Source organism: Streptomyces pimonensis (assembly GCF_041380215.1).
GTDB lineage: Bacteria > Actinomycetota > Actinomycetes > Streptomycetales > Streptomycetaceae > Streptomyces > Streptomyces pimonensis.
In genome coordinates this window covers 1-17906 of the sequence record NZ_JAHWZY010000064.1, presented here as the reverse complement: position 1 = coordinate 17906, position 17906 = coordinate 1, and the positions used below count along the sequence as shown (strand labels likewise).

Sequence of the window (17906 nt, the reverse complement as noted above, 5' to 3'; positions counted from 1 at the left end):
TCCTTTTAGAGCTCTGACTCTTGGGCATACAGCCCGAGGGTCAGAGCTCTTTTGCGTTGAGGTAAGGTCGGGGGGCATCGTCAATACATTTCCCCACAGGAGGATCCCGGGTGGAGGTCCAGGAGACGCGGGTGCAGACGGACCGTGTCCTCACCATCCCGAACATGCTCAGCATGGCGCGGCTCGTTGGCGTACCCCTGTTCCTGTGGCTCATCCTCAGGCCGGAGTTCGGGGGGCCGAAGAGCGACGGGTGGGCGCTCCTGGTGCTGGCCTTCAGCGGCGTCAGCGACTACCTGGACGGCAAGCTGGCGCGGCGGTGGAACCAGATCAGTAGTCTGGGCCGGCTGCTCGACCCGGCCGCCGACCGGCTCTACATCCTCTCGACCCTCGTGGGGCTCACCTGGCGGGAGATCCTGCCGCTCTGGCTGACCGTCGTTCTGCTGGCGCGTGAGCTGCTTCTCCTGGTCATGGTGGGCATCCTCCGGCGGCACGGCTATCCGCCGCCGCAGGTGAACTTCCTGGGGAAGGCCGCCACCTTCAACCTGATGTACGCCTTCCCGCTGCTCCTGCTCAGTGACGGAACTGGTTGGATCTCGTCACTCGCTGCTATTTTCGGATGGGCGTTCGCCGGATGGGGTACAACTCTGTATTGGTGGGCAGGAGTGCTTTATGTGGTCCAAGTCCGCCGTCTGGTTCGTGCGGACGCTGCGACCGATTGAACTCGCTGATCAGCACGCGCATCGTGGCGCGGCGGCCCGCACTGTAAAAGTGCCGGCCGGTCCTGGCGGGTGAAGTCGGTCAGACCGTCGTCTCTTCGAGGAGGACGCTTCCGACATGAAGGCCGTCGTGATGGCCGGGGGTGAAGGCACCCGCCTTCGCCCCATGACCTCAAGCATGCCCAAACCGCTCCTGCCGGTGGCCAATAGGCCGATCATGGAGCATGTTCTGCGGTTGCTCAAAAAGCATGGGCTCAACGAAACCGTTGTGACCGTCCAGTTCCTTGCGTCGCTCGTCAAGAACTACTTCGGTGATGGCGAAGAGCTCGGAATGGAGCTCACCTATGCCAATGAGGAGAAGCCACTCGGTACCGCCGGGAGCGTGAAGAACGCCGAGGAGGCACTGAAGGACGATGCCTTCCTCGTCATCTCCGGCGATGCCCTCACCGACTTCGACCTCACCGAGCTGGTCAATTTCCACAAGGAAAAGGGCGCTCTGGTCACGGTCTGCCTGACCCGCGTCCCCAATCCGCTGGAATTCGGCATCACCATCGTGGACCAGGAAGGCAAGGTCGAGCGCTTCCTGGAGAAGCCGACCTGGGGGCAGGTCTTCTCCGACACGGTGAACACCGGTATCTACGTCATGGAGCCCGAGGTCTTCGACTACGTCGATCCCGATGTGCCCGTCGACTGGTCCGGCGACGTCTTCCCGCAGCTGATGAAGGAAGGCAAGCCCGTCTACGGCTATGTCGCGGAGGGCTACTGGGAGGACGTGGGCACCCACGAGAGCTATGTGAAGGCGCAGGCCGATGTCCTGGAGGGCAAGGTCGACGTCGACATCGACGGCTTCGAGATCTCCCCTGGCGTGTGGGTCGCCGAGGGAGCCGAGGTGCACCCCGACGCCGTGCTGCGCGGACCCCTCTACATCGGCGACTACGCCAAGGTCGAGGCCGGTGCGGAGATCCGCGAGCACACGGTCGTGGGGTCCAACGTCGTCGTGAAGAGCGGTGCCTTCCTGCACAAGGCCGTCGTCCACGACAACGTGTACGTCGGTCCGCACAGCAATCTGCGGGGCTGTGTCGTCGGCAAGAACACCGACATCATGCGCGCGGCACGGATCGAGGACGGCGCCGTCATCGGCGACGAGTGCCTGATCGGCGAGGAATCGATCGTCCAGGGCAATGTGCGGGTTTACCCGTTCAAGACCATCGAGGCGGGTGCGTTCGTCAACACCTCGGTGATCTGGGAATCCAGAGGACAGGCGCATCTCTTCGGAGCCCGGGGCGTGTCCGGCATCCTGAACGTCGAGATCACACCGGAACTCGCGGTGCGGTTGGCCGGCGCGTACGCGACGACCCTGAAGAAGGGCTCGACCGTCACCACGGCCCGTGACCACTCCCGTGGTGCCCGTGCGTTGAAGCGAGCGGTCATCTCCGCGCTGCAGGCCAGTGCCATCGACGTACGGGACCTGGAGAACGTGCCGTTGCCCGTGGCGCGGCAGCAGACCGCGCGGGGCAGCGCGGGCGGCATCATGATCCGGACCACGCCCGGGATACCGGACTCCGTCGACATCATGTTCTTCGACGGGCAGGGCGCCGACCTCTCCCAGGGCAGTCAGCGGAAGCTGGACCGGGTGTTCGCGCGGCAGGAATACCGGCGCGCGTTCCCCGGAGAGATCGGAGATCTGCACTTCCCGGCCAGCGTCTTCGACTCGTACACGGGATCGCTGCTGCGGAACGTCGACATCACCGGTATCGCGGAGTCCGGACTCAAGGTGGTCGTCGACGCCTCCAACGGCAGCGCCGGCCTGGTGCTGCCGAGCCTGCTCGGCAAGCTGGGTGTCGACTCGCTGACCATCAACCCCGGTCTCGACGAGTCCAGGCCGACCGAGACGGTCGACATGCGGCGCTCGGGGCTGGTCCGGCTGGGGGAGATCGTGGCGTCCTCCGGCGCCGCCTTCGGCGTACGGTTCGACCCCGTCGGCGAGCGGCTGTCCCTGGTCGACGAGAAGGGGCGGATCATCGAGGACGACCGGTCGCTGCTCGTGATGCTCGACCTCATCGCCTCCGAGCGGCGCAGCGGCCGGGTGGCGCTCCCGGTGACCACCACCAGGATCGCCGAGCAGGTCGCGGCGTACCACGGCACGCAGGTCGAGTGGACCACCACCTCGCCCGACGACCTCACGCGCGTGGGTGGTGAAGAAGGGACGATCTTCGGCGGCGACGGCAAGGGCGGCTTCATCGTCCCGGAGTTCAGCAGCGTCTACGACGGCACCGCGGCCTTCGTGCGACTCATCGGGCTGGTGGCGCGCACCCAGCTCACGCTGAGCCAGATCGACGCGCGCATCCCGCGGGCGCACGTGCTCAAGCGGGACCTGGCGACCCCGTGGGCCGTCAAGGGCCTGGTGATGCGAAAGGTCGTGGAGGAGGCCGGAGACCGGTTCGTGGACACCACCGACGGCGTGCGTGTGGTGGAGGCCGACGGCCGCTGGGTGATGGTGCTGCCCGATCCGGCCGAGGCGGTCACCCACCTGTGGGCCGAGGGCCCCGACGACGCCTCCGCGCAGGCCCTGCTCGACGAGTGGTCGGCGGTCGTGGACAGCGCCGGTCGGTGAGCGGCCGGCGCGGCCGGTAGAACAAGTGGTACACGTGCGTGCCGGACAAGTGTCCCCAACGGGGCCTGTCCGGCACGCCGGTAGGTCCGTTCGGAAGTAGTGGTCGTGGCGTGCGACGATGTGCGGCATGCCGCAGCAACCCCCCGTTCGGAGCACACCCGCGCGGCCCGTTCGCCCGGACGCCTCCATGTCGTTGATCACCAACGTCATGGACCACAGCCTCGACGACGGATACGCCGAGACCGCCGCGCGGCGGAGGGCCGACGGAGACGGCGGCATGCCTAAGACGCTCAGGGCGAAGCTGGGGCTGGCCGGCGGCCTGGTCCTCGCCGCTCTGATCGTGACCGTCGGTGCAGCACAGGCCCGGGTCGCGGCTCCGGTGGTGGCCAAGGAGCGCGGGGAACTGATCGACCGGATCGATCAGGAGACCGAGGCCGTTGACAGACTCGAGGACAGCATCGACGAGCTGCGCGCCGACGTGAGCGTACGGCAGCGCGACGCGCTCCGGGACAGCGGAGGCGATGGGTCCACGCTGGTGGGCATCCTGTCCGGTGCCGTCGCGGTGCACGGGCCCGGAGTGCGGCTCGTGGTGAACGACGCCAAGGACACGAGCGTGGGCGGGGGCAGTGACGCCCGGTCGACCTCCGGGTTCTCCGACACCGGGCGGGTGCGTGACCGTGACATGCAGCGTGTGGTCAACGGTCTGTGGGAGTCCGGAGCCGAGGCCGTCTCCATCAACGGGCAGCGGCTGACCGCCCTGTCGGCGATCAGGGCCGCGGGAGACGCGATACTGGTCGACAACAGACCGCTGGTGCCGCCGTACACGGTGCTCGCGGTGGGGGACGGCGGAAAGCTGAGCGAGCGGTTCCAGAACAGCGCGGACGGGTTGTATCTGCATGCGCTGCAGGAGAACTACGGCATCCGGACGGCCATCTCCGTGGAGGACGACGTCCGGCTGCCCGCCGCACCACGTGTGATCGTACGTACCGCACAGCCGATAACCGAGAAGGGCACATCGTGATCGCCGTACTGGGCCTCGTCGTGGGAGTCGTGGCCGGACTGTTGGTCCGGCCCGAGGTCCCGGCGGTCGTCGAGCCTTACCTGCCGATCGCCGTCGTCGCGGCGCTCGACGCCGTGTTCGGAGGGCTGCGGGCGATGCTCGACGGCATCTTCGACGACAAGGTCTTCGTGGTGTCGTTCCTGTCGAACGTCGTCGTCGCCGCCCTGATCGTGTTCCTCGGCGACAAGCTCGGCGTGGGGGCCCAGCTGTCGACGGGCGTCGTGGTGGTCCTCGGCATCCGCATCTTCTCCAACGCCGCGGCGATCCGTCGGCACGTGTTCCGGGCGTGAGGCCGATGAGCGAGCACGAGCACGACGAGACGACACGCCCGGCGGTGTCCCCGCCGAGGTCCGCTCCGGACGCCCCGCCCGCGGTCGGCCTGCGCAGGGAACTGCCCGCGGAGGTGTCCGCCGGGACGCCCACGAGAGCGCCTGTACCCGCGGAGGAGGGCGCTCCGAAGCACTCGCCCGGTCTGACCGGCAGGCAGCGGCTGGTGAAGGGGCTGTGGCCGCCACGGGTGACCCGGGCCCAACTCATCGTCGCCCTGCTGCTGTTCGGCCTCGGTTTCGGCCTGGCCGTCCAGGTGGCGTCGAACAGCGACAGCGACAACGCGCTGCGCGGGGCACGTCAGGAAGATCTTGTGCGCATCCTCGATGAACTGGATGACCGCACAGAGCGTCTTGAGGACGAGAAGCAGGGGCTCGAGAAGCAGCGCGACGAGCTGGAGAACAGCTCCGACCAGGCCGAAGAGGCCCGTAAGCAGACGATCGAGAAGGAACGGCAACTCGGAGTGCTGGCGGGCACCGTGGCCGCACAGGGACCCGGGATCACGATGACCATCCAGGACACGAAGGGGACGGTAGAGGCGGACATGCTGCTCGACGCCGTTCAGGAGCTGCGTGCGGCCGGTGCCGAGGCGATCCAGGTGAACGGCGTGCGGGTGGCGGCGGACACCTACCTGACGGACTCCGGGAACGGTGTCGACGTGGACGGGAACAAGATCACCGCGCCCTATCGTTTCAGGGTCATCGGCAAGCCGCAGGATCTCGAGCCGGCGCTCAACATCCCCGGAGGTGTGGTGCAGACTCTCGAGAAGGAACAGGCCACCGTTACCGTGGAGCGGTCGACCAAGATCGTTGTGGACGCCTTGCGGGCGGTGAAGCGGCCTGACTACGCTCGGTCGTCATCCCGGTGAACCGGGGGTGCATGGGGGGTGTTCGGCGAGGGCATGAGGTTGCGGGGGGTCGGCGCACCGAATGGGTGGTGCGTGGTGGAAACTGTCTGGCGGAGGCGGACGTTGTGAAGATGTCCGGGTCGGTCAATGTGTTCAGTCAGGGTTCGTCCTGCCCCACGGGCGGGTCTGTTTCGGTCAAGGGGAATCGCCCGTGAAGTTGTTTGCGAAGTTGTTCGGCAAGAGCGCGCGGCGAGAGGGCAGCGACAACGCGACCGCTCGTCATCGCGCACAGCCTGAGGCGGAAGGTCAGCGTCCGCTGTACCGGGACCAGGTGGGTCAGGGCGCGTCGTCCGTTGACCCCGCGCAGTCGGGCGGCATAGGTTTCGGGCAACCGTCGACCTCGGGTACGGGTGGAGGATTCTCCGACCCGTACGCGTCCCAGGCCCCTGGGGGGCAGCCGCGGCAGGAGGATCCGTCCATGTCGGTCCTGGTGTGTACGAGGTGCGGTAACCGCAACGCGGAGAACAGCCGCTTCTGCTCCCACTGCGGCGCGCCGCTGAGGCCCGGGGTCACCCCGGAGCGCCCCTCGGAGACGACGTCCACGATCTCGATCTCCGGTCTGGAGGCCTACGACGCCGAGACCACCGGCCAGACGCCGATGCTCTCTCCCGAGGCGCAGGCGGCCGTCGACGCGCTGCCGATGGGTTCCGCCCTCCTGGTCGTGCGCCGCGGGCCGAACTCGGGCAGCCGCTTCCTGCTGGACGGCGACCTGACCACGGCCGGCCGTCACCCGCAGAGCGACATCTTCCTGGACGACGTGACGGTCTCCCGTCGGCACGTGGAGTTCCGGCGCGCTCCGGACGGCTCCTTCACGGTGGCCGACGTGGGCAGCCTGAACGGCACGTACGTCAACCGGGAGCGGATCGACCAGGTCGCCCTGTCCAACGGCGACGAGGTGCAGATCGGTAAGTACCGGCTGGTCTTCTACGCGAGCCAGCGGGGCTACTGACCTCCCCGGATCCGTCCGGGGGACCCCAGGGAAGGTCCATGGTTCAGACACCGAGCGGCGGTGCCGGCGACGGCGCCGCCGCCGCGGGCACCGGACTGATGAGCATCGGCGCGGTGCTGAACGTGCTGCGCGAGGAGTTCCCCGAGGTCACCATCTCCAAGATCCGCTTCCTGGAGTCGGAGGGATTGGTCGAGCCGCAGCGGACTCCGTCGGGGTACCGCAAGTTCAGCGCCGGGGACGTCGAGCGCCTCGGACATGTGCTGCGCATGCAGCGCGACCACTATCTGCCGCTCAAGGTGATCCGCGAGCACCTTGACGCCGTGGAGCGCGGCGAGGCCGTCCAGCTGCCGGTGCTGGGCCGTCCGGGGGACGGGGACACCGGTCAGGAGCCCGCCGTCGAAGGGCCCGCGGCGGCGCGTATCGGGCGTGGCCGACTGCTGGCGGCTGCCGACATCGACGAGCGGATGCTCGCCGAGTGGGAGTCGTACGGGCTCCTCGCCCCGGTCGAGGGCGGCATGTACGACGCCGAGTCGGTCACCGTCGCCGGGCTCCTCGCCGAGTTGGGGCGGTTCGGGATCGAGCCGCGTCATCTGAGGGCGATGAAGGCCGCCGCCGACCGTGAGGCCGGCCTGGTGGACCAGGTCGTCGCCCCGCTGAAACGCCACCGGAACCCGCAGACCAGGGCCCACGCCCAGGCGCGCGCGAAGGAGCTGGCGGGGCTCACGGTGAAGCTGCACGCGGCGCTGGTGCAGGCGGCGCTCGGGATACGGCTGCCCTGAGACGGGGTGGTGCGGGGGCCCGGATCGGCCACCCGTTCCCTGCTCGACTACCCAAACGTCCCGGGCACGGCCTAGGGTTGCTGTGTGAACGAGCTCGATGTCGTAGGTGTCCGGGTCGAGATGCCCTCCAACCAACCGATCGTGCTGTTGCGTGAGGTGGGCGGCGACCGCTACCTCCCCATCTGGATCGGACCGGGGGAGGCGACGGCCATCGCCTTCGCGCAGCAGGGCATGACCCCCGCACGGCCGCTGACCCACGACCTGTTCAAGGACGTGCTGGAAGCCGTCGGGCAGGAGCTCACGGAAGTGCGCATCACCGATCTGCGCGAGGGCGTCTTCTACGCGGAGCTGGTGTTCGCCAGCGGTGTCGAGGTGAGTGCCCGCCCCTCCGACGCCATAGCGCTGGCCCTGCGGACGGGTACGCCGATCTATGGCAGTGACACGGTGCTCGACGACGCCGGGATCGCCATCCCGGACGAGCAGGAGGACGAGGTGGAGAAGTTCCGCGAATTCCTCGACCAGATCTCGCCGGAGGACTTCGGGAGCAGTAACCAGTGAGGGCGGTCGGCCGCCGGGCCCGCGCCGAGGGCATTCGGCTAGCCTTTCCCCACGGTGAGGCACGGGAAACCACTCTTAGGGTGATTATCACTCGGCGTGCCGAGTGTGGCGATCGTTGACGCACCCTTGGTGACTGCCTACCTTCGAGGAGGCAGGTCAAGGACGGAGGTCGGCGTGAGAAGCAGCGGCGACGGTACGGCTGGGGGTGCTCCCGGACGTGGTTTCGGGACGAGCGGACCGTACCCTCCCCAGAGCTCTCGGCTCCGTCCGAGCGGGGGACATCCCGTGCACGGCGGCGCGACCGACCACGCTCCGCAGCGACCGACGGCTGTGCCGAGCAGCGGAGGGGCGACATCCATGGCGTCCGAGCAGATCGGCTACCGGGGACCCACGGCCTGTGCCGCCGCCGGTATCACCTACCGACAGCTCGACTACTGGGCCCGTACGGGCCTGGTCGAGCCGAGCGTGCGGCCGGCCCATGGATCGGGCACGCAGCGGCTGTACAGCTTCCGTGACGTCGTCGTACTGAAGATCGTCAAACGGTTCCTGGACACGGGCGTCTCCCTGCAGAACATCCGCACGGCGGTCCAGCACCTGCGCGAGCGAGGCTTCAGCGACCTGGAGCGCATGACGCTGATGAGCGACGGCGCGACGGTCTACGAGTGCACGTCGCCCGACGAGGTCCACGCCCTGCTCCAGGGCGGCCAGGGCGTCTTCGGCATCGCCGTGGGGGTGGTGTGGCAGGACGTGGAGAGCGCGCTGTCCCAGTTGCACGGGGAGCGGGTCGACACCGGGGAGACCCTCGTCGGGCACAACCCGATGGACGAGCTGGCGCGGCGGCGGAACAAGGCGGTCTGAGACCGCCTGGGGACGGCCGTTGTCAGTGGCGTAGGGCAGCATCGGAGAAGTGAGATCCGCGCCCACGATCCTGCATCTCGACATGGACGCCTTCTTCGCCTCGGTGGAGCAGGCGTCCAAGCCGAGCCTGCGCGGCAAGGCGGTCGTCGTGGGCGGACTCGGACCGCGGGGCGTGGTGGCCACCGCCTCGTACGAGGCACGGATCTTCGGCGTCCACTCGGCGATGCCCATGGCGCAGGCCCGGCGGCGCGCGCCGAACGCTGCGTACCTGGTGCCGAGGTTCGCTCTCTACCGGTCGATCAGCGAGCAGGTGATGGGGTTGCTGAGGGCTCTGTCACCGTTGGTGGAGCCGCTGAGCCTGGACGAGGCGTTCGTGGACCTGGAAGCCGGCGGCGTGGCCCGGGACGAGCGGTCGGCGCGGCTGGCCGGAGCGAAGCTGCGCGCGGACATACGGGCGGTCACAGGGCTCACCGGGTCGGTGGGGCTCGCGGCCTCCAAGATGCTGGCGAAGATCGCCTCGGAGCAGGCGAAGCCGGACGGACTGGTGGTGATCGAGCCGGGCACGGAGCGAGCCCTGCTGGGGCCGCTGCCGGTCCGTACCCTGCCGGGCGTCGGGCCGGCGACCGGTGACCATCTGCGGCGGGCGGGGATCCACACGGTCGACGAGCTCGCCGAGGCCGGGGAGGACGAGCTCGTGCGGCTGCTGGGCAAGGCCCACGGGCACGCGCTGTTCGCGATGGCGCTGGCCCGGGACGAGCGGCCCGTGGTGGCCGAGCGGGAGGCCAAGTCGGTGTCGGTCGAGGACACGTACGACGTGGACATCCACGACCGGACGCGGGTCGGCACGGAGGTGCGGCGGCTCGCGGACCGGTGTGTGCGCAGGCTGCGGGCGGCGGGCCTGTCGGGGCGGACCATCGTGCTGAAGGTGCGCCGGTACGACTTCTCCACCCTCACCCGGTCCGAGACGCTGCGGGGCCCCACGGACGATCCGGCGGTGGTGCGGGAGGCGGCCGCGCGGCTCCTGGACTCGGTCGACACGACGGGCGGGGTGCGGCTGCTGGGCGTCGGGGTCAGCGGGCTGGCCGACTACGCGCAGGAGGACCTGTTCGCGCAGGCGGGCGGGCACGGGGACGACCCCCCGCACGAGGAGGCCGAGGCCGGGCCCGCGCCGCAGCCGAAGACGCCCGCCGAGCGGCGCTGGTCGGCGGGACAGGACGTACGGCACGCCGTGCACGGACACGGATGGGTGCAGGGCAGCGGACTGGGCCGGGTCACGGTGCGCTTCGAGACGCCCGGCTCGGAGCCGGGCCGGGTGAAGACCTTCCTGGTCGACGACCCGGCTCTGGAACCGGCGGAACCGCTGCCGCTGGTGTCCCGGGGTTCCGGGGAGGGCGAGGGCGCGGGGGCCGCCTGATCCGCCCGGCTCGCCGGGCGGATCAGGCGGGCTTGTCGTTCCCGGCGAGTTTGCCGAAGTCGCGGTCCGGGAGGGGAGGGGGAGCCGCGAGGTCCAGGCCGTAGTGGTGGTAGAGCTGGAGTTCCTGTTCGGGAGAGAGGTGGCGGCCCACGCCGAAGTCGGGGGCGTCCCTGATGAGGGTGCGGTCGAAGGGGACGTGGAGGGCGCCGTCGACGAGGTCGCTGGGTTCCAGGGGGACGAAGGCGTCCCTGCTGAACAGGCCGGTGCGTATCGCCGCCCACTCCGGTGCACCGGTGGCGTCGTCGAGGTAGACCTCGTCGATCGTCCCGATCCGGGTTCCGTTGCGGTCGAACGCCTTGCGGCCGATCAGGTGGCGCGGATCGATGTCGGTCTGCACAGGCCCTCCACTGGTCGCAAAATCATCCGTAAGCACTACAAAACGGCACAATCGGCTGGACGTCCACTCGAAGGTACCGGTGTGGTGCTCGCTGGTACGCTGGCAAACGGCCGCTGACCCCGTGCGGGAGAGTCCTCCGGACACCATCGGAGGCGCCGAAGGAGCAAATCCTCCCCGGAATCTCTCAGGCACACGTACCGCACGGACGAGGTCACTCTGGAAAGCAGGGCGGATGTCGACGGCTTCCGCTCTCACCGACGGTGAAAACCGGACGCCTTCGGGTCGGCCGGTGAAACTCTCAGGTTGAGATGACAGAGGGGGAGGCCGTCCGGGTACCCGCGCCGTGGTGCCCTCGAAGGTCGTCGGACCAGGAGGCCTCCTCAATGACCGCCCCTCGCACTCCGCTCTCCGAACTCGAACGGGGAATCCCCTTCGAGCAGCGTCACATCGGCCCCGATCACGAGGCCCGGGCCAAGATGCTCGCCCAGGTCGGTTACGGCTCGCTGGACGAGCTGACGGCCGCCGCAGTGCCGGATGTGATCAAGAACGCCGACGCGCTGGACCTGCCGGGTGCCCGGAGCGAGGCCGAGGTGCTGGCCGAACTGCGCGCACTGGCCGACCGCAACGAGGTGCTCGGCTCGATGATCGGGCTCGGGTACTACGGTACCTTCACCCCGCCCGTCATCCTGCGCAACGTGATGGAGAACCCCGCCTGGTACACGGCCTACACGCCGTACCAGCCGGAGATCTCCCAGGGCCGGCTCGAGGCGCTGCTGAACTTCCAGACCGTGGTCGCCGAACTCACCGGGCTGCCGACCTCCGGTGCCTCCCTGCTCGACGAGGGCACCGCCGCCGCCGAGGCGATGGCCCTGTCGCGGCGCATGGGCAAGAACAAGAAGGGTCTGTTCCTGGTCGACGCGGACGCGCTGCCGCAGACGATCGCGGTGATCGAGACCCGTGCCGAGCCGGCCGGCGTCGAGGTCGTCGTCGCCGACCTGAGCGAGGGCGTCCCCGCCGAGGTGGCCGAGCGCGAGATCAACGGCGTACTGATCCAGTACCCGGGCGCCTCCGGTGCCGTACGCGACATCAAGCCGCTGATCGACCAGGCGCACGGGCTCGGCGCGCTCGTCGTCGTCGCCGCCGACCTGCTCGCCCTCACCCTGCTGAAGTCGCCCGGTGAGCTGGGCGCGGACATCGCGGTCGGCACCACGCAGCGCTTCGGTGTGCCGATGGGCTTCGGCGGGCCGCACGCCGGCTACATGGCCGTGCAGGAGAAGATGGCGCGCAGCCTGCCCGGACGGCTCGTCGGCGTCTCCGTCGACGCCGACGGACACAAGGCCTACCGCCTCGCGCTCCAGACCCGTGAGCAGCACATCCGCCGCGAGAAGGCAACCAGCAACATCTGCACCGCCCAGGTGCTGCTCGCCGTCATGGCCGGGATGTACGCCGTCTACCACGGCCCGGAGGGACTGCGGCTGATCGCCCGGCGCGCCCACCGGTACGCCACCGTCCTCGCCGAGGGGCTGCGGTCCGGCGGGGCGGAGATCGTGCACGGCTCCTACTTCGACACGCTGACCGTGCGGGTCGCCGGGCGGGCCGCCGAGGTCGTCGCCGCCGCTCGCGACAACGGCGTCAACCTGCGCCTCGTCGACGCCGACCACGTCTCGGTCGCCTGCGACGAGACCACCACCCGGTCGCAGCTGGCCGCCGTGTGGAGCGCCTTCGGCGTCGAGGGAGACGTGGAGGCCCTGGACGCGGCCGCGCGGGACACGCTGCCGGACACCCTGCTGCGCGACGACGAGTACCTGACCCACCCCGTGTTCCAGCAGCACCGCTCCGAGACCGCGATGCTGCGCTACCTGCGCCGGCTCTCCGACCGCGACTACGCGCTGGACCGCGGCATGATCCCGCTGGGCTCCTGCACCATGAAGCTCAACGCGACCACCGAGATGGAGCCGGTCACCTGGCCCGAGTTCGGGCAGCTGCACCCCTTCGCGCCCGCCGAGCAGGCGCAGGGCTACCTCACGCTCATCCACGAGCTGGAGGAACGCCTCGCCGAGGTCACCGGCTACGACAAGGTCTCCCTCCAGCCCAACGCCGGCTCCCAGGGCGAGCTGGCCGGTCTGCTCGCCGTGCGCGGCTACCACCGGGCCAACGGCGACGAACAGCGCACCGTCTGCCTGATCCCGTCCTCCGCGCACGGCACCAACGCCGCCAGCGCCGTGATGGCCGGGATGAAGGTCGTCGTCGTCAGGACGTCCGACGACGGCGAGATCGACGTCGCGGACCTGCGGGCGAAGATCGGGCAGTACCGCGACGAACTGGCGGTGCTGATGATCACCTATCCCTCGACGCACGGGGTGTTCGAGGAGCACGTCGCCGACATCTGCGCCGAGGTGCACGAGGCCGGCGGCCAGGTGTACGTGGACGGCGCCAACCTCAACGCGCTGGTGGGTCTGGCCAAGCCCGGGCACTTCGGCGGTGACGTCTCGCACCTGAACCTGCACAAGACCTTCTGCATCCCGCACGGCGGCGGCGGCCCCGGTGTCGGCCCGGTAGGCGTACGGGCGCACCTGGCGCCGTACCTGCCGAACCACCCGCTCCAGCCCGAGGCGGGCCCGGAGACGGGCGTCGGGCCGATCTCGGCGGCACCGTGGGGCTCCGCGGGCATCCTGCCGATCTCGTGGGCGTACGTCCGGCTCATGGGCGGCGAGGGCCTGAAGCGGGCCACGCAGGTGGCCGTGCTCAGCGCCAACTACATCGCCAAGCGCCTGGAGCCGCACTACCCGGTGCTCTACACCGGCCCCGGCGGCCTGGTCGCGCACGAGTGCATCATCGACCTGCGCCCGCTGACCAAGGCGACCGGCGTCAGTGTGGACGACGTGGCCAAGCGGCTGATCGACTACGGCTTCCACGCGCCGACGATGTCGTTCCCGGTGGCCGGCACGCTGATGATCGAGCCCACCGAGTCCGAGGACCTGACCGAAATCGACCGGTTCTGCGAGGCAATGATCGCGATCCGTGCGGAGATCGAGAAGGTCGGCTCCGGCGAGTGGCCCGCGGACGACAACCCGCTGCGCAACGCCCCGCACACCGCCGCCGCGCTCGGCGGGGAGTGGGAGCACGCGTACGGCCGCGAGGTGGCCGTGTTCCCGGCCGGGGTGGGCGCCGCCGACAAGTACTGGCCGCCGGTGCGCCGCATAGACCAGGCCTTCGGCGACCGGAACCTGGTCTGCTCCTGCCCGCCGCTGGACGCGTACGAGGACTGACCCGTGACGAAGGGTCCCGCTCCGGCACCGGAGCGGGACCCTTCGTCATGTGCCGCTAGGCCGGGTAGGCATGCGTCTGCGTCGCTTTGACCGCCGCCCAGACCGGGGCGCCCGGATGCAGGTCGAGTTCGGCCGCGGCGACCGTGGTGAGGTCGGCGGCCAGGATGAGTTCGCCGGTCAGCTCCGCGCGGATCCGGTCTCCGTGGGTCTCGAGACCGGCGACCTCGCAGCGCCAGAGGTTGCGGGCGCTCGAGCCGGTCGGCCGGTCCCGGTGCAGGGTGACGGCGTCGGGCGGGAACGCCACGAAGGCGGGCCCGGAGAGGTCCTCCGTGGTGCTGACGGCGGGGCCCGCGCCGAGCCGCACCGTGTGGCCCTCGGCCTGTCCGCGGTACAGGTTGAGGCCGACCAACTGGGCGACGTACTCGGTGCGCGGGTGCCGGGCGACGTCGGAGGGCGAGCCTTCCTGCACGATCCGGCCCCGCTCCACGACGACCAGATGGTCGGAGAGCACCATGGCGTCCAGCGGGTCGTGCGTGACCAGGACGGCGACGGCCTCGAACGCGGCCAGATGACGGCGGAGCTGCGCGCGCACCTCCAGCCGGGTGCGGGCGTCCAGGGCGGCGAGCGGTTCGTCCAGGAGCAGCAGCCGGGGGTGGGTGGCCAGGGCGCGGGCGAGGGCCACCCGTTGTGCCTGGCCGCCGGACAGCCGCCGGGGCTTGGCGTCCGCGTGTCCGGCCAGACCCATGCGGTCGAGCCACCCGGCGGCCCGGGCGCGTGCCTCCGTCCTGCCGGAGCCACGGCAGCGCGGCCCGAAGGCCACGTTGTCGAGCGCGGTCAGGTGCGGGAAGAGCAGGTAGTCCTGGAAGACGACACCCACCGGACGCGACTCCGGCGGTGTGCGGCGCAGGTCCACGCCGTCCAGCCGCAGATGCCCGGCGCTGAGCGGGGCGAGGCCCGCGAGGGCGCGCAGGGCGGTGGTCTTGCCGGCCCCGTTCGGGCCCAGCAGGGCGACGACGTCACCGGGTGCGGCGGTCAGTGCCACGTCGAGGCGGAAGGAGCCGCGGTCCACAACGAGCCGCGCGTCCAGGCCCGCGGCGGCGTCGGCCGGGTCGGGCACGTACTCGGAACTCTTCGTCATGGTGTCAGGCGGTCCTCATCCAGCGGTCCCGCAACCCGGCCAGTACGACGACGGACACCGCCAGCAGGACCAGGCTGAGGGCGACGGCGGCGGCCGGGTCGTTCTGCAGGGCGAGGTAGACCGCGAGCGGCATGGTCTGGGTGCGGCCGGGGAAGCTGCCGGCGAAGGTGATCGTCGCGCCGAACTCCCCGAGCGCCCGGGCCCAGGCCAGTACCGCACCGGCCGCGATGCCGGGAGCGATCAGCGGCAGTGTGACCCTGCGGAACGCGGTGAAGCGGGAGGCGCCCAGGGTGGCGGCCGCCTCCTCGTAGCGCGGGTCGGCGGCCCGCAGCGTGCCCTCGACGCTGATGACGAGGAACGGCATCGCCACGAACGTCTCGGCGAGGACGACGCCCGTGGTGGTGAAGGGCAGGGTGACGCCGAACCACGCGTCCAGCCACCGGCCGACGACGCCGTTGCGGCCCAGGGCGAGCAGCAGGGCGACACCGCCCACCACCGGGGGCAGCACCAGCGGGAGCGTCACCAGGGCGCGGACCAGGCCGCGGCCGGGGAAGTCCGTACGGGCCAGCAGCCAGGCCAGCGGGACGCCGACGACCAGGCTCAGCGCGGTCGCCGTCGTGGCGCAGAGCAGTGACAGGCGCAGCGCGTCCCACACCTCGGGGCTGGTGAGCTGCCCGGGAAGGCTGCGCCAGGGGGCGCGGAGGAGGAGGGTGAGGAGGGGCACCAGGAGGAACGCCAGACCCAGGAGGGCGGGCGCGAGGAGGGCGAGGGGAACACCGCGGCCGGGAGGGCGGGGGCGTGTCCTCCGGGGGGCTTTCCGGCCGGTGGTCATGGCTTCAGGAACCCCGCCCCGCCCAGCACCTCCTGGCCCTCGGGGGACTTCACCAGCGCCACGAACGCCTTCGCCGCCAAGGGGTTGGGCGCGTTCTCGAGCCGGGCGATCGGGTAGTCGTTGACGGCCTCGGCGGACTCCGGGAACTCCACGCCCTCCACCTTGTCACCGGCCGCCTGCACATCCGTGCGGTACACGACGGCGGCGTCGGCCTCCTTCAGCTCGACCTTCGTCAGGGCGCTCTTGACGTCCTGCTCGTACGAGACCGGTTCCAGCTCGATCCCGCCGGCGGCGAGGGCGGTCCGCGCGGCGGCCCCGCAGGGCACCGTCCCGTCGCACAGCACGACCTTGAGGCCGGACGCGGCCAGGTCCTCGAGGGAGTCGATCGCGTGCGGGTTGCCCGGCACGGTGGCGATCTCCAGCCGGTTGCGGACGAACGTGCTCGGGCTGCCCGCCGTGTGTCCCTCGTCCGTGACGAGCTTCATCGTCCTGGTGCTGGCCGCCGCGAAGACGTCGGCCGGCGCGCCGTTGTTGATGCCGGCCGCCAGGCCGTCGCTGCCGCCGAAGCTGAAGGTGACACCGGTCCCCGGGTTCTCCTTCTCGAAGCGCTCGCCCAGCGTCGTGAAGCTCTCCTTCAGCGAGGCGGCCGCGAAGACGGTGACGGTGCCCGTGATGCCCTGTCCGCCGGACTCCGCGGGCGCCGACGCGTCCGGACCGGATGCGGAGCAGGCGCTCAGCGCCAGTACGGCGGCTGCCCCGGCACCGGCGGTCCGACGGGTCCGATGCGAACGGGTCATGTCGGAGCACTCCCTCCCTGGGCCGGTCGAAGAGCGGACGAAGCCCTCCCGATGCGCCGATCATACTGTCGCACCTGCTGGGTGTTCGCTGCGTTTCGCCTCGCATCAGCGAGGAAAAATGTCCATGAAGTGCGCGTACGCGTTCACGCAGAGGGCTGGCGCCGTCAGGTGCGGTCGATGTGGACGTTCGTCGACTTCACGCGGGCCGTGGCCTCCACGCCGACCTCCAGCCCCAGCTCCTCGACGGCCTCCCGGGTGAGCAGCGAGACGAGACGGTGCGGGCCGGCCTGGATCTCCACCTGGGCGGCGACGTCACCGAGTTTGATCGCGGTGACGATGCCGGGGAAGGCGTTGCGGGCGGAGGTGTACGGGGTGCCCTCCTCGACGGCGCCGGCCCTGGCGAGCTCGACGGAGAACGCCGCCAGGTCCCGTCCGTCGACGAGCCGGCGTCCGCCGTCGTCGCGGTGGGTGGTGAGACGTCCCGCGTCCGCCCAGCGGCGGGCGGTGTCCGGGCTCACGCCGAGCAGCCGCGCTGCCCGGCCGATCGTGTAGGACTGCATGCCGATCACGATAGGCGGTGCCGGAGGAGCGTCAGCCGCGCCCGGCGGGAGCCGTCGTGCCCGCCCGGACGACGAGGTCCGTGCCCGGCTCCACGCGGAGGGAGTCCGGCTGTTCGTCCCGGGTGGGACGCGGCACCGCGCGGACCGCGGGTGTGGCCGTGTCGGCCGGGAGGCGGCGGACGGTGGTCAGCGGCCAGCGGACTTCCGGAAGGTCCCCGAAGCCGACCACGCTCATGTCCCCCGGGGCCCTGAGCGGGCCCCGTCTCCGCCCGGTCGTGCTCAGGCGGTGGTCAGACTGGCGCCCCGGGGACGTTGTGGGGCGATGATCCTGCCGTCGGGCAGGAGTTCACCGGTGTCCTCGAAGAACACGACACCGTTGCACAGCAAGCTCCAGCCCTGCTCCGGGTGGTGCGCCACGAGACGGGCGGACTCCCGGTCGGCGGAGTCGGCTGAGGGGCACGGTGGCTGGTGCTGGCACATGGGTGGGATCTCTCGCTCTGTGGTGACCTGTGAGTCGGATGTCGTTTCAGTTCCGCGGCGTGAAGCTTCGTTCATGGCCGCCCCCCGTTGCGATAGGTCGGTCGGAAACCAGTGTTGCCCCATGAGCGAGGATCCGCAGGGATTTCGCGGCACCGCTCCTCACAGGGTGAGGACGCGTCACCCATGCGGACGGTTCATCTCAACTGCACTGTCATTTCGGGTGGTTCACCGTGGCCGGATGGGGCTAGTCC

Annotated in this window: 18 protein-coding genes and 1 riboswitch; of the genes, 11 read left to right on the top strand and 7 right to left on the bottom strand. The window is 70.3% G+C overall.

Features of this window, described 5'->3' with window-relative positions; all coding sequences use genetic code 11:
- Window positions 1-110: 110 nt before the first annotated feature.
- The 10 genes from clsA (at window position 111) to KYY02_RS32455 (ending at window position 10182) form a co-directional block, all read left to right on the top strand.
- The gene (gene clsA / locus KYY02_RS32500; RefSeq protein WP_371244431.1) at window positions 111-719 is read left to right on the top strand and encodes a cardiolipin synthase ClsA; all 609 of its coding nucleotides are present in this window, start codon (window positions 111-113) and stop codon (window positions 717-719) included.
- 115 nt (window positions 720-834) lie between these two features.
- Entirely contained in the window at window positions 835-3330 is a 2496-nt protein-coding gene (locus KYY02_RS32495) for a sugar phosphate nucleotidyltransferase (protein ID WP_371244429.1), read from the top strand.
- 187 nt (window positions 3331-3517) lie between these two features.
- Complete coding sequence (locus KYY02_RS32490; protein ID WP_371244427.1) at window positions 3518-4351, top strand: DUF881 domain-containing protein; 834 nt, start codon at window positions 3518-3520, stop codon at window positions 4349-4351.
- On the top strand, window positions 4348-4680 hold the full coding sequence (locus KYY02_RS32485) for a small basic family protein (RefSeq protein ID WP_003988855.1): 333 nt from the start codon (window positions 4348-4350) through the stop codon (window positions 4678-4680). Before KYY02_RS32490 ends, KYY02_RS32485 begins: the two co-directional genes overlap by 4 nt.
- A 5-nt stretch (window positions 4681-4685) precedes the next feature.
- A complete protein-coding gene (locus KYY02_RS32480; RefSeq protein ID WP_371244419.1) occupies window positions 4686-5585 on the top strand; it encodes a DUF881 domain-containing protein in 900 nt (299 codons plus the stop codon).
- 61 nt (window positions 5586-5646) lie between these two features.
- A complete protein-coding gene (locus KYY02_RS32475) occupies window positions 5647-6573 on the top strand; it encodes a zinc-ribbon and FHA domain-containing protein (RefSeq protein ID WP_371244417.1) in 927 nt (308 codons plus the stop codon).
- Between the two features lie 38 nt (window positions 6574-6611).
- Window positions 6612-7352 (top strand): transcriptional regulator FtsR, encoded by a 741-nt coding sequence (gene ftsR / locus KYY02_RS32470; protein ID WP_371244415.1) that lies wholly within the window; start codon window positions 6612-6614, stop codon window positions 7350-7352.
- 84 nt (window positions 7353-7436) lie between these two features.
- Window positions 7437-7910 (top strand): bifunctional nuclease family protein, encoded by a 474-nt coding sequence (locus KYY02_RS32465; protein ID WP_371244413.1) that lies wholly within the window; start codon window positions 7437-7439, stop codon window positions 7908-7910.
- A gap of 174 nt (window positions 7911-8084) precedes the next feature.
- The gene (locus KYY02_RS32460; protein WP_371244411.1) at window positions 8085-8768 is read left to right on the top strand and encodes a MerR family transcriptional regulator; all 684 of its coding nucleotides are present in this window, start codon (window positions 8085-8087) and stop codon (window positions 8766-8768) included.
- Window positions 8769-8817: 49 nt separating this feature from the next.
- Window positions 8818-10182 (top strand): DNA polymerase IV, encoded by a 1365-nt coding sequence (locus tag KYY02_RS32455; RefSeq protein WP_371244409.1) that lies wholly within the window; start codon window positions 8818-8820, stop codon window positions 10180-10182.
- A gap of 22 nt (window positions 10183-10204) precedes the next feature.
- Here the strand turns inward: KYY02_RS32455 and KYY02_RS32450 are convergent, their stop codons facing one another.
- Entirely contained in the window at window positions 10205-10579 is a 375-nt protein-coding gene (locus KYY02_RS32450) for a PRC-barrel domain-containing protein (RefSeq protein WP_371244407.1), read from the bottom strand.
- 114 nt (window positions 10580-10693) lie between these two features.
- A riboswitch (glycine riboswitch) is annotated at window positions 10694-10789 on the top strand.
- 173 nt (window positions 10790-10962) lie between these two features.
- Here KYY02_RS32450 and gcvP point away from each other — a divergent pair.
- Window positions 10963-13848 carry an aminomethyl-transferring glycine dehydrogenase gene (gene gcvP / locus KYY02_RS32445; protein ID WP_371244405.1) on the top strand — a complete coding sequence of 962 codons (2886 nt, stop codon included), beginning with the start codon at window positions 10963-10965 and terminating at the stop codon, window positions 13846-13848.
- Window positions 13849-13903: 55 nt separating this feature from the next.
- Here gcvP and KYY02_RS32440 read toward each other — a convergent pair whose 3' ends face one another.
- The 6 genes from KYY02_RS32440 to KYY02_RS32415 form a co-directional block, all read right to left on the bottom strand.
- Window positions 13904-14986, bottom strand: a complete 1083-nt coding sequence (locus tag KYY02_RS32440) for an ABC transporter ATP-binding protein (RefSeq protein WP_371244403.1) — start codon at window positions 14984-14986, stop codon at window positions 13904-13906.
- 4 nt (window positions 14987-14990) lie between these two features.
- Window positions 14991-15818, bottom strand: coding sequence for an ABC transporter permease (locus KYY02_RS32435; RefSeq protein ID WP_371244401.1), 828 nt, complete (start codon window positions 15816-15818; stop codon window positions 14991-14993).
- A complete protein-coding gene (gene modA / locus KYY02_RS32430; protein WP_371244399.1) occupies window positions 15815-16615 on the bottom strand; it encodes a molybdate ABC transporter substrate-binding protein in 801 nt (266 codons plus the stop codon). Before modA ends, KYY02_RS32435 begins: the two co-directional genes overlap by 4 nt.
- A 164-nt stretch (window positions 16616-16779) precedes the next feature.
- Entirely contained in the window at window positions 16780-17175 is a 396-nt protein-coding gene (locus tag KYY02_RS32425; RefSeq protein ID WP_371244397.1) for a TOBE domain-containing protein, read from the bottom strand.
- A gap of 31 nt (window positions 17176-17206) precedes the next feature.
- On the bottom strand, window positions 17207-17410 hold the full coding sequence (locus KYY02_RS32420) for a type 1 periplasmic-binding domain-containing protein (RefSeq protein WP_371244396.1): 204 nt from the start codon (window positions 17408-17410) through the stop codon (window positions 17207-17209).
- Window positions 17411-17454: 44 nt separating this feature from the next.
- Window positions 17455-17655 carry a DUF5999 family protein gene (locus KYY02_RS32415; RefSeq protein ID WP_073934577.1) on the bottom strand — a complete coding sequence of 67 codons (201 nt, stop codon included), beginning with the start codon at window positions 17653-17655 and terminating at the stop codon, window positions 17455-17457.
- Between the last annotated feature and the right edge of the window lie 251 nt (window positions 17656-17906).

Bases quoted from the DNA above. Each gene is read 5' to 3' on its own strand.
- KYY02_RS32495 (WP_371244429.1), top strand. From the start codon at position 835: ATGAAGGCCGTCGTGATGGCCGGGGGTGAAGGCACCCGCCTTCGCCCC.
- KYY02_RS32490 (WP_371244427.1), top strand. From the start codon at position 3,518: ATGTCGTTGATCACCAACGTCATGGACCACAGCCTCGACGACGGATAC.
- KYY02_RS32480 (WP_371244419.1), top strand. From the start codon at position 4,686: ATGAGCGAGCACGAGCACGACGAGACGACACGCCCGGCGGTGTCCCCG.
- KYY02_RS32475 (WP_371244417.1), top strand. From the start codon at position 5,647: ATGGGTGGTGCGTGGTGGAAACTGTCTGGCGGAGGCGGACGTTGTGAA.
- ftsR (WP_371244415.1), top strand. From the start codon at position 6,612: ATGGTTCAGACACCGAGCGGCGGTGCCGGCGACGGCGCCGCCGCCGCG.
- gcvP (WP_371244405.1), top strand. From the start codon at position 10,963: ATGACCGCCCCTCGCACTCCGCTCTCCGAACTCGAACGGGGAATCCCC.
- KYY02_RS32440 (WP_371244403.1), bottom strand. From the start codon at position 14,986: ATGACGAAGAGTTCCGAGTACGTGCCCGACCCGGCCGACGCCGCCGCG.
- KYY02_RS32435 (WP_371244401.1), bottom strand. From the start codon at position 15,818: ATGACCACCGGCCGGAAAGCCCCCCGGAGGACACGCCCCCGCCCTCCC.
- modA (WP_371244399.1), bottom strand. From the start codon at position 16,615: ATGACCCGTTCGCATCGGACCCGTCGGACCGCCGGTGCCGGGGCAGCC.
- KYY02_RS32425 (WP_371244397.1), bottom strand. From the start codon at position 17,175: ATGCAGTCCTACACGATCGGCCGGGCAGCGCGGCTGCTCGGCGTGAGC.
- KYY02_RS32420 (WP_371244396.1), bottom strand. From the start codon at position 17,410: ATGAGCGTGGTCGGCTTCGGGGACCTTCCGGAAGTCCGCTGGCCGCTG.
- KYY02_RS32415 (WP_073934577.1), bottom strand. From the start codon at position 17,655: ATGTGCCAGCACCAGCCACCGTGCCCCTCAGCCGACTCCGCCGACCGG.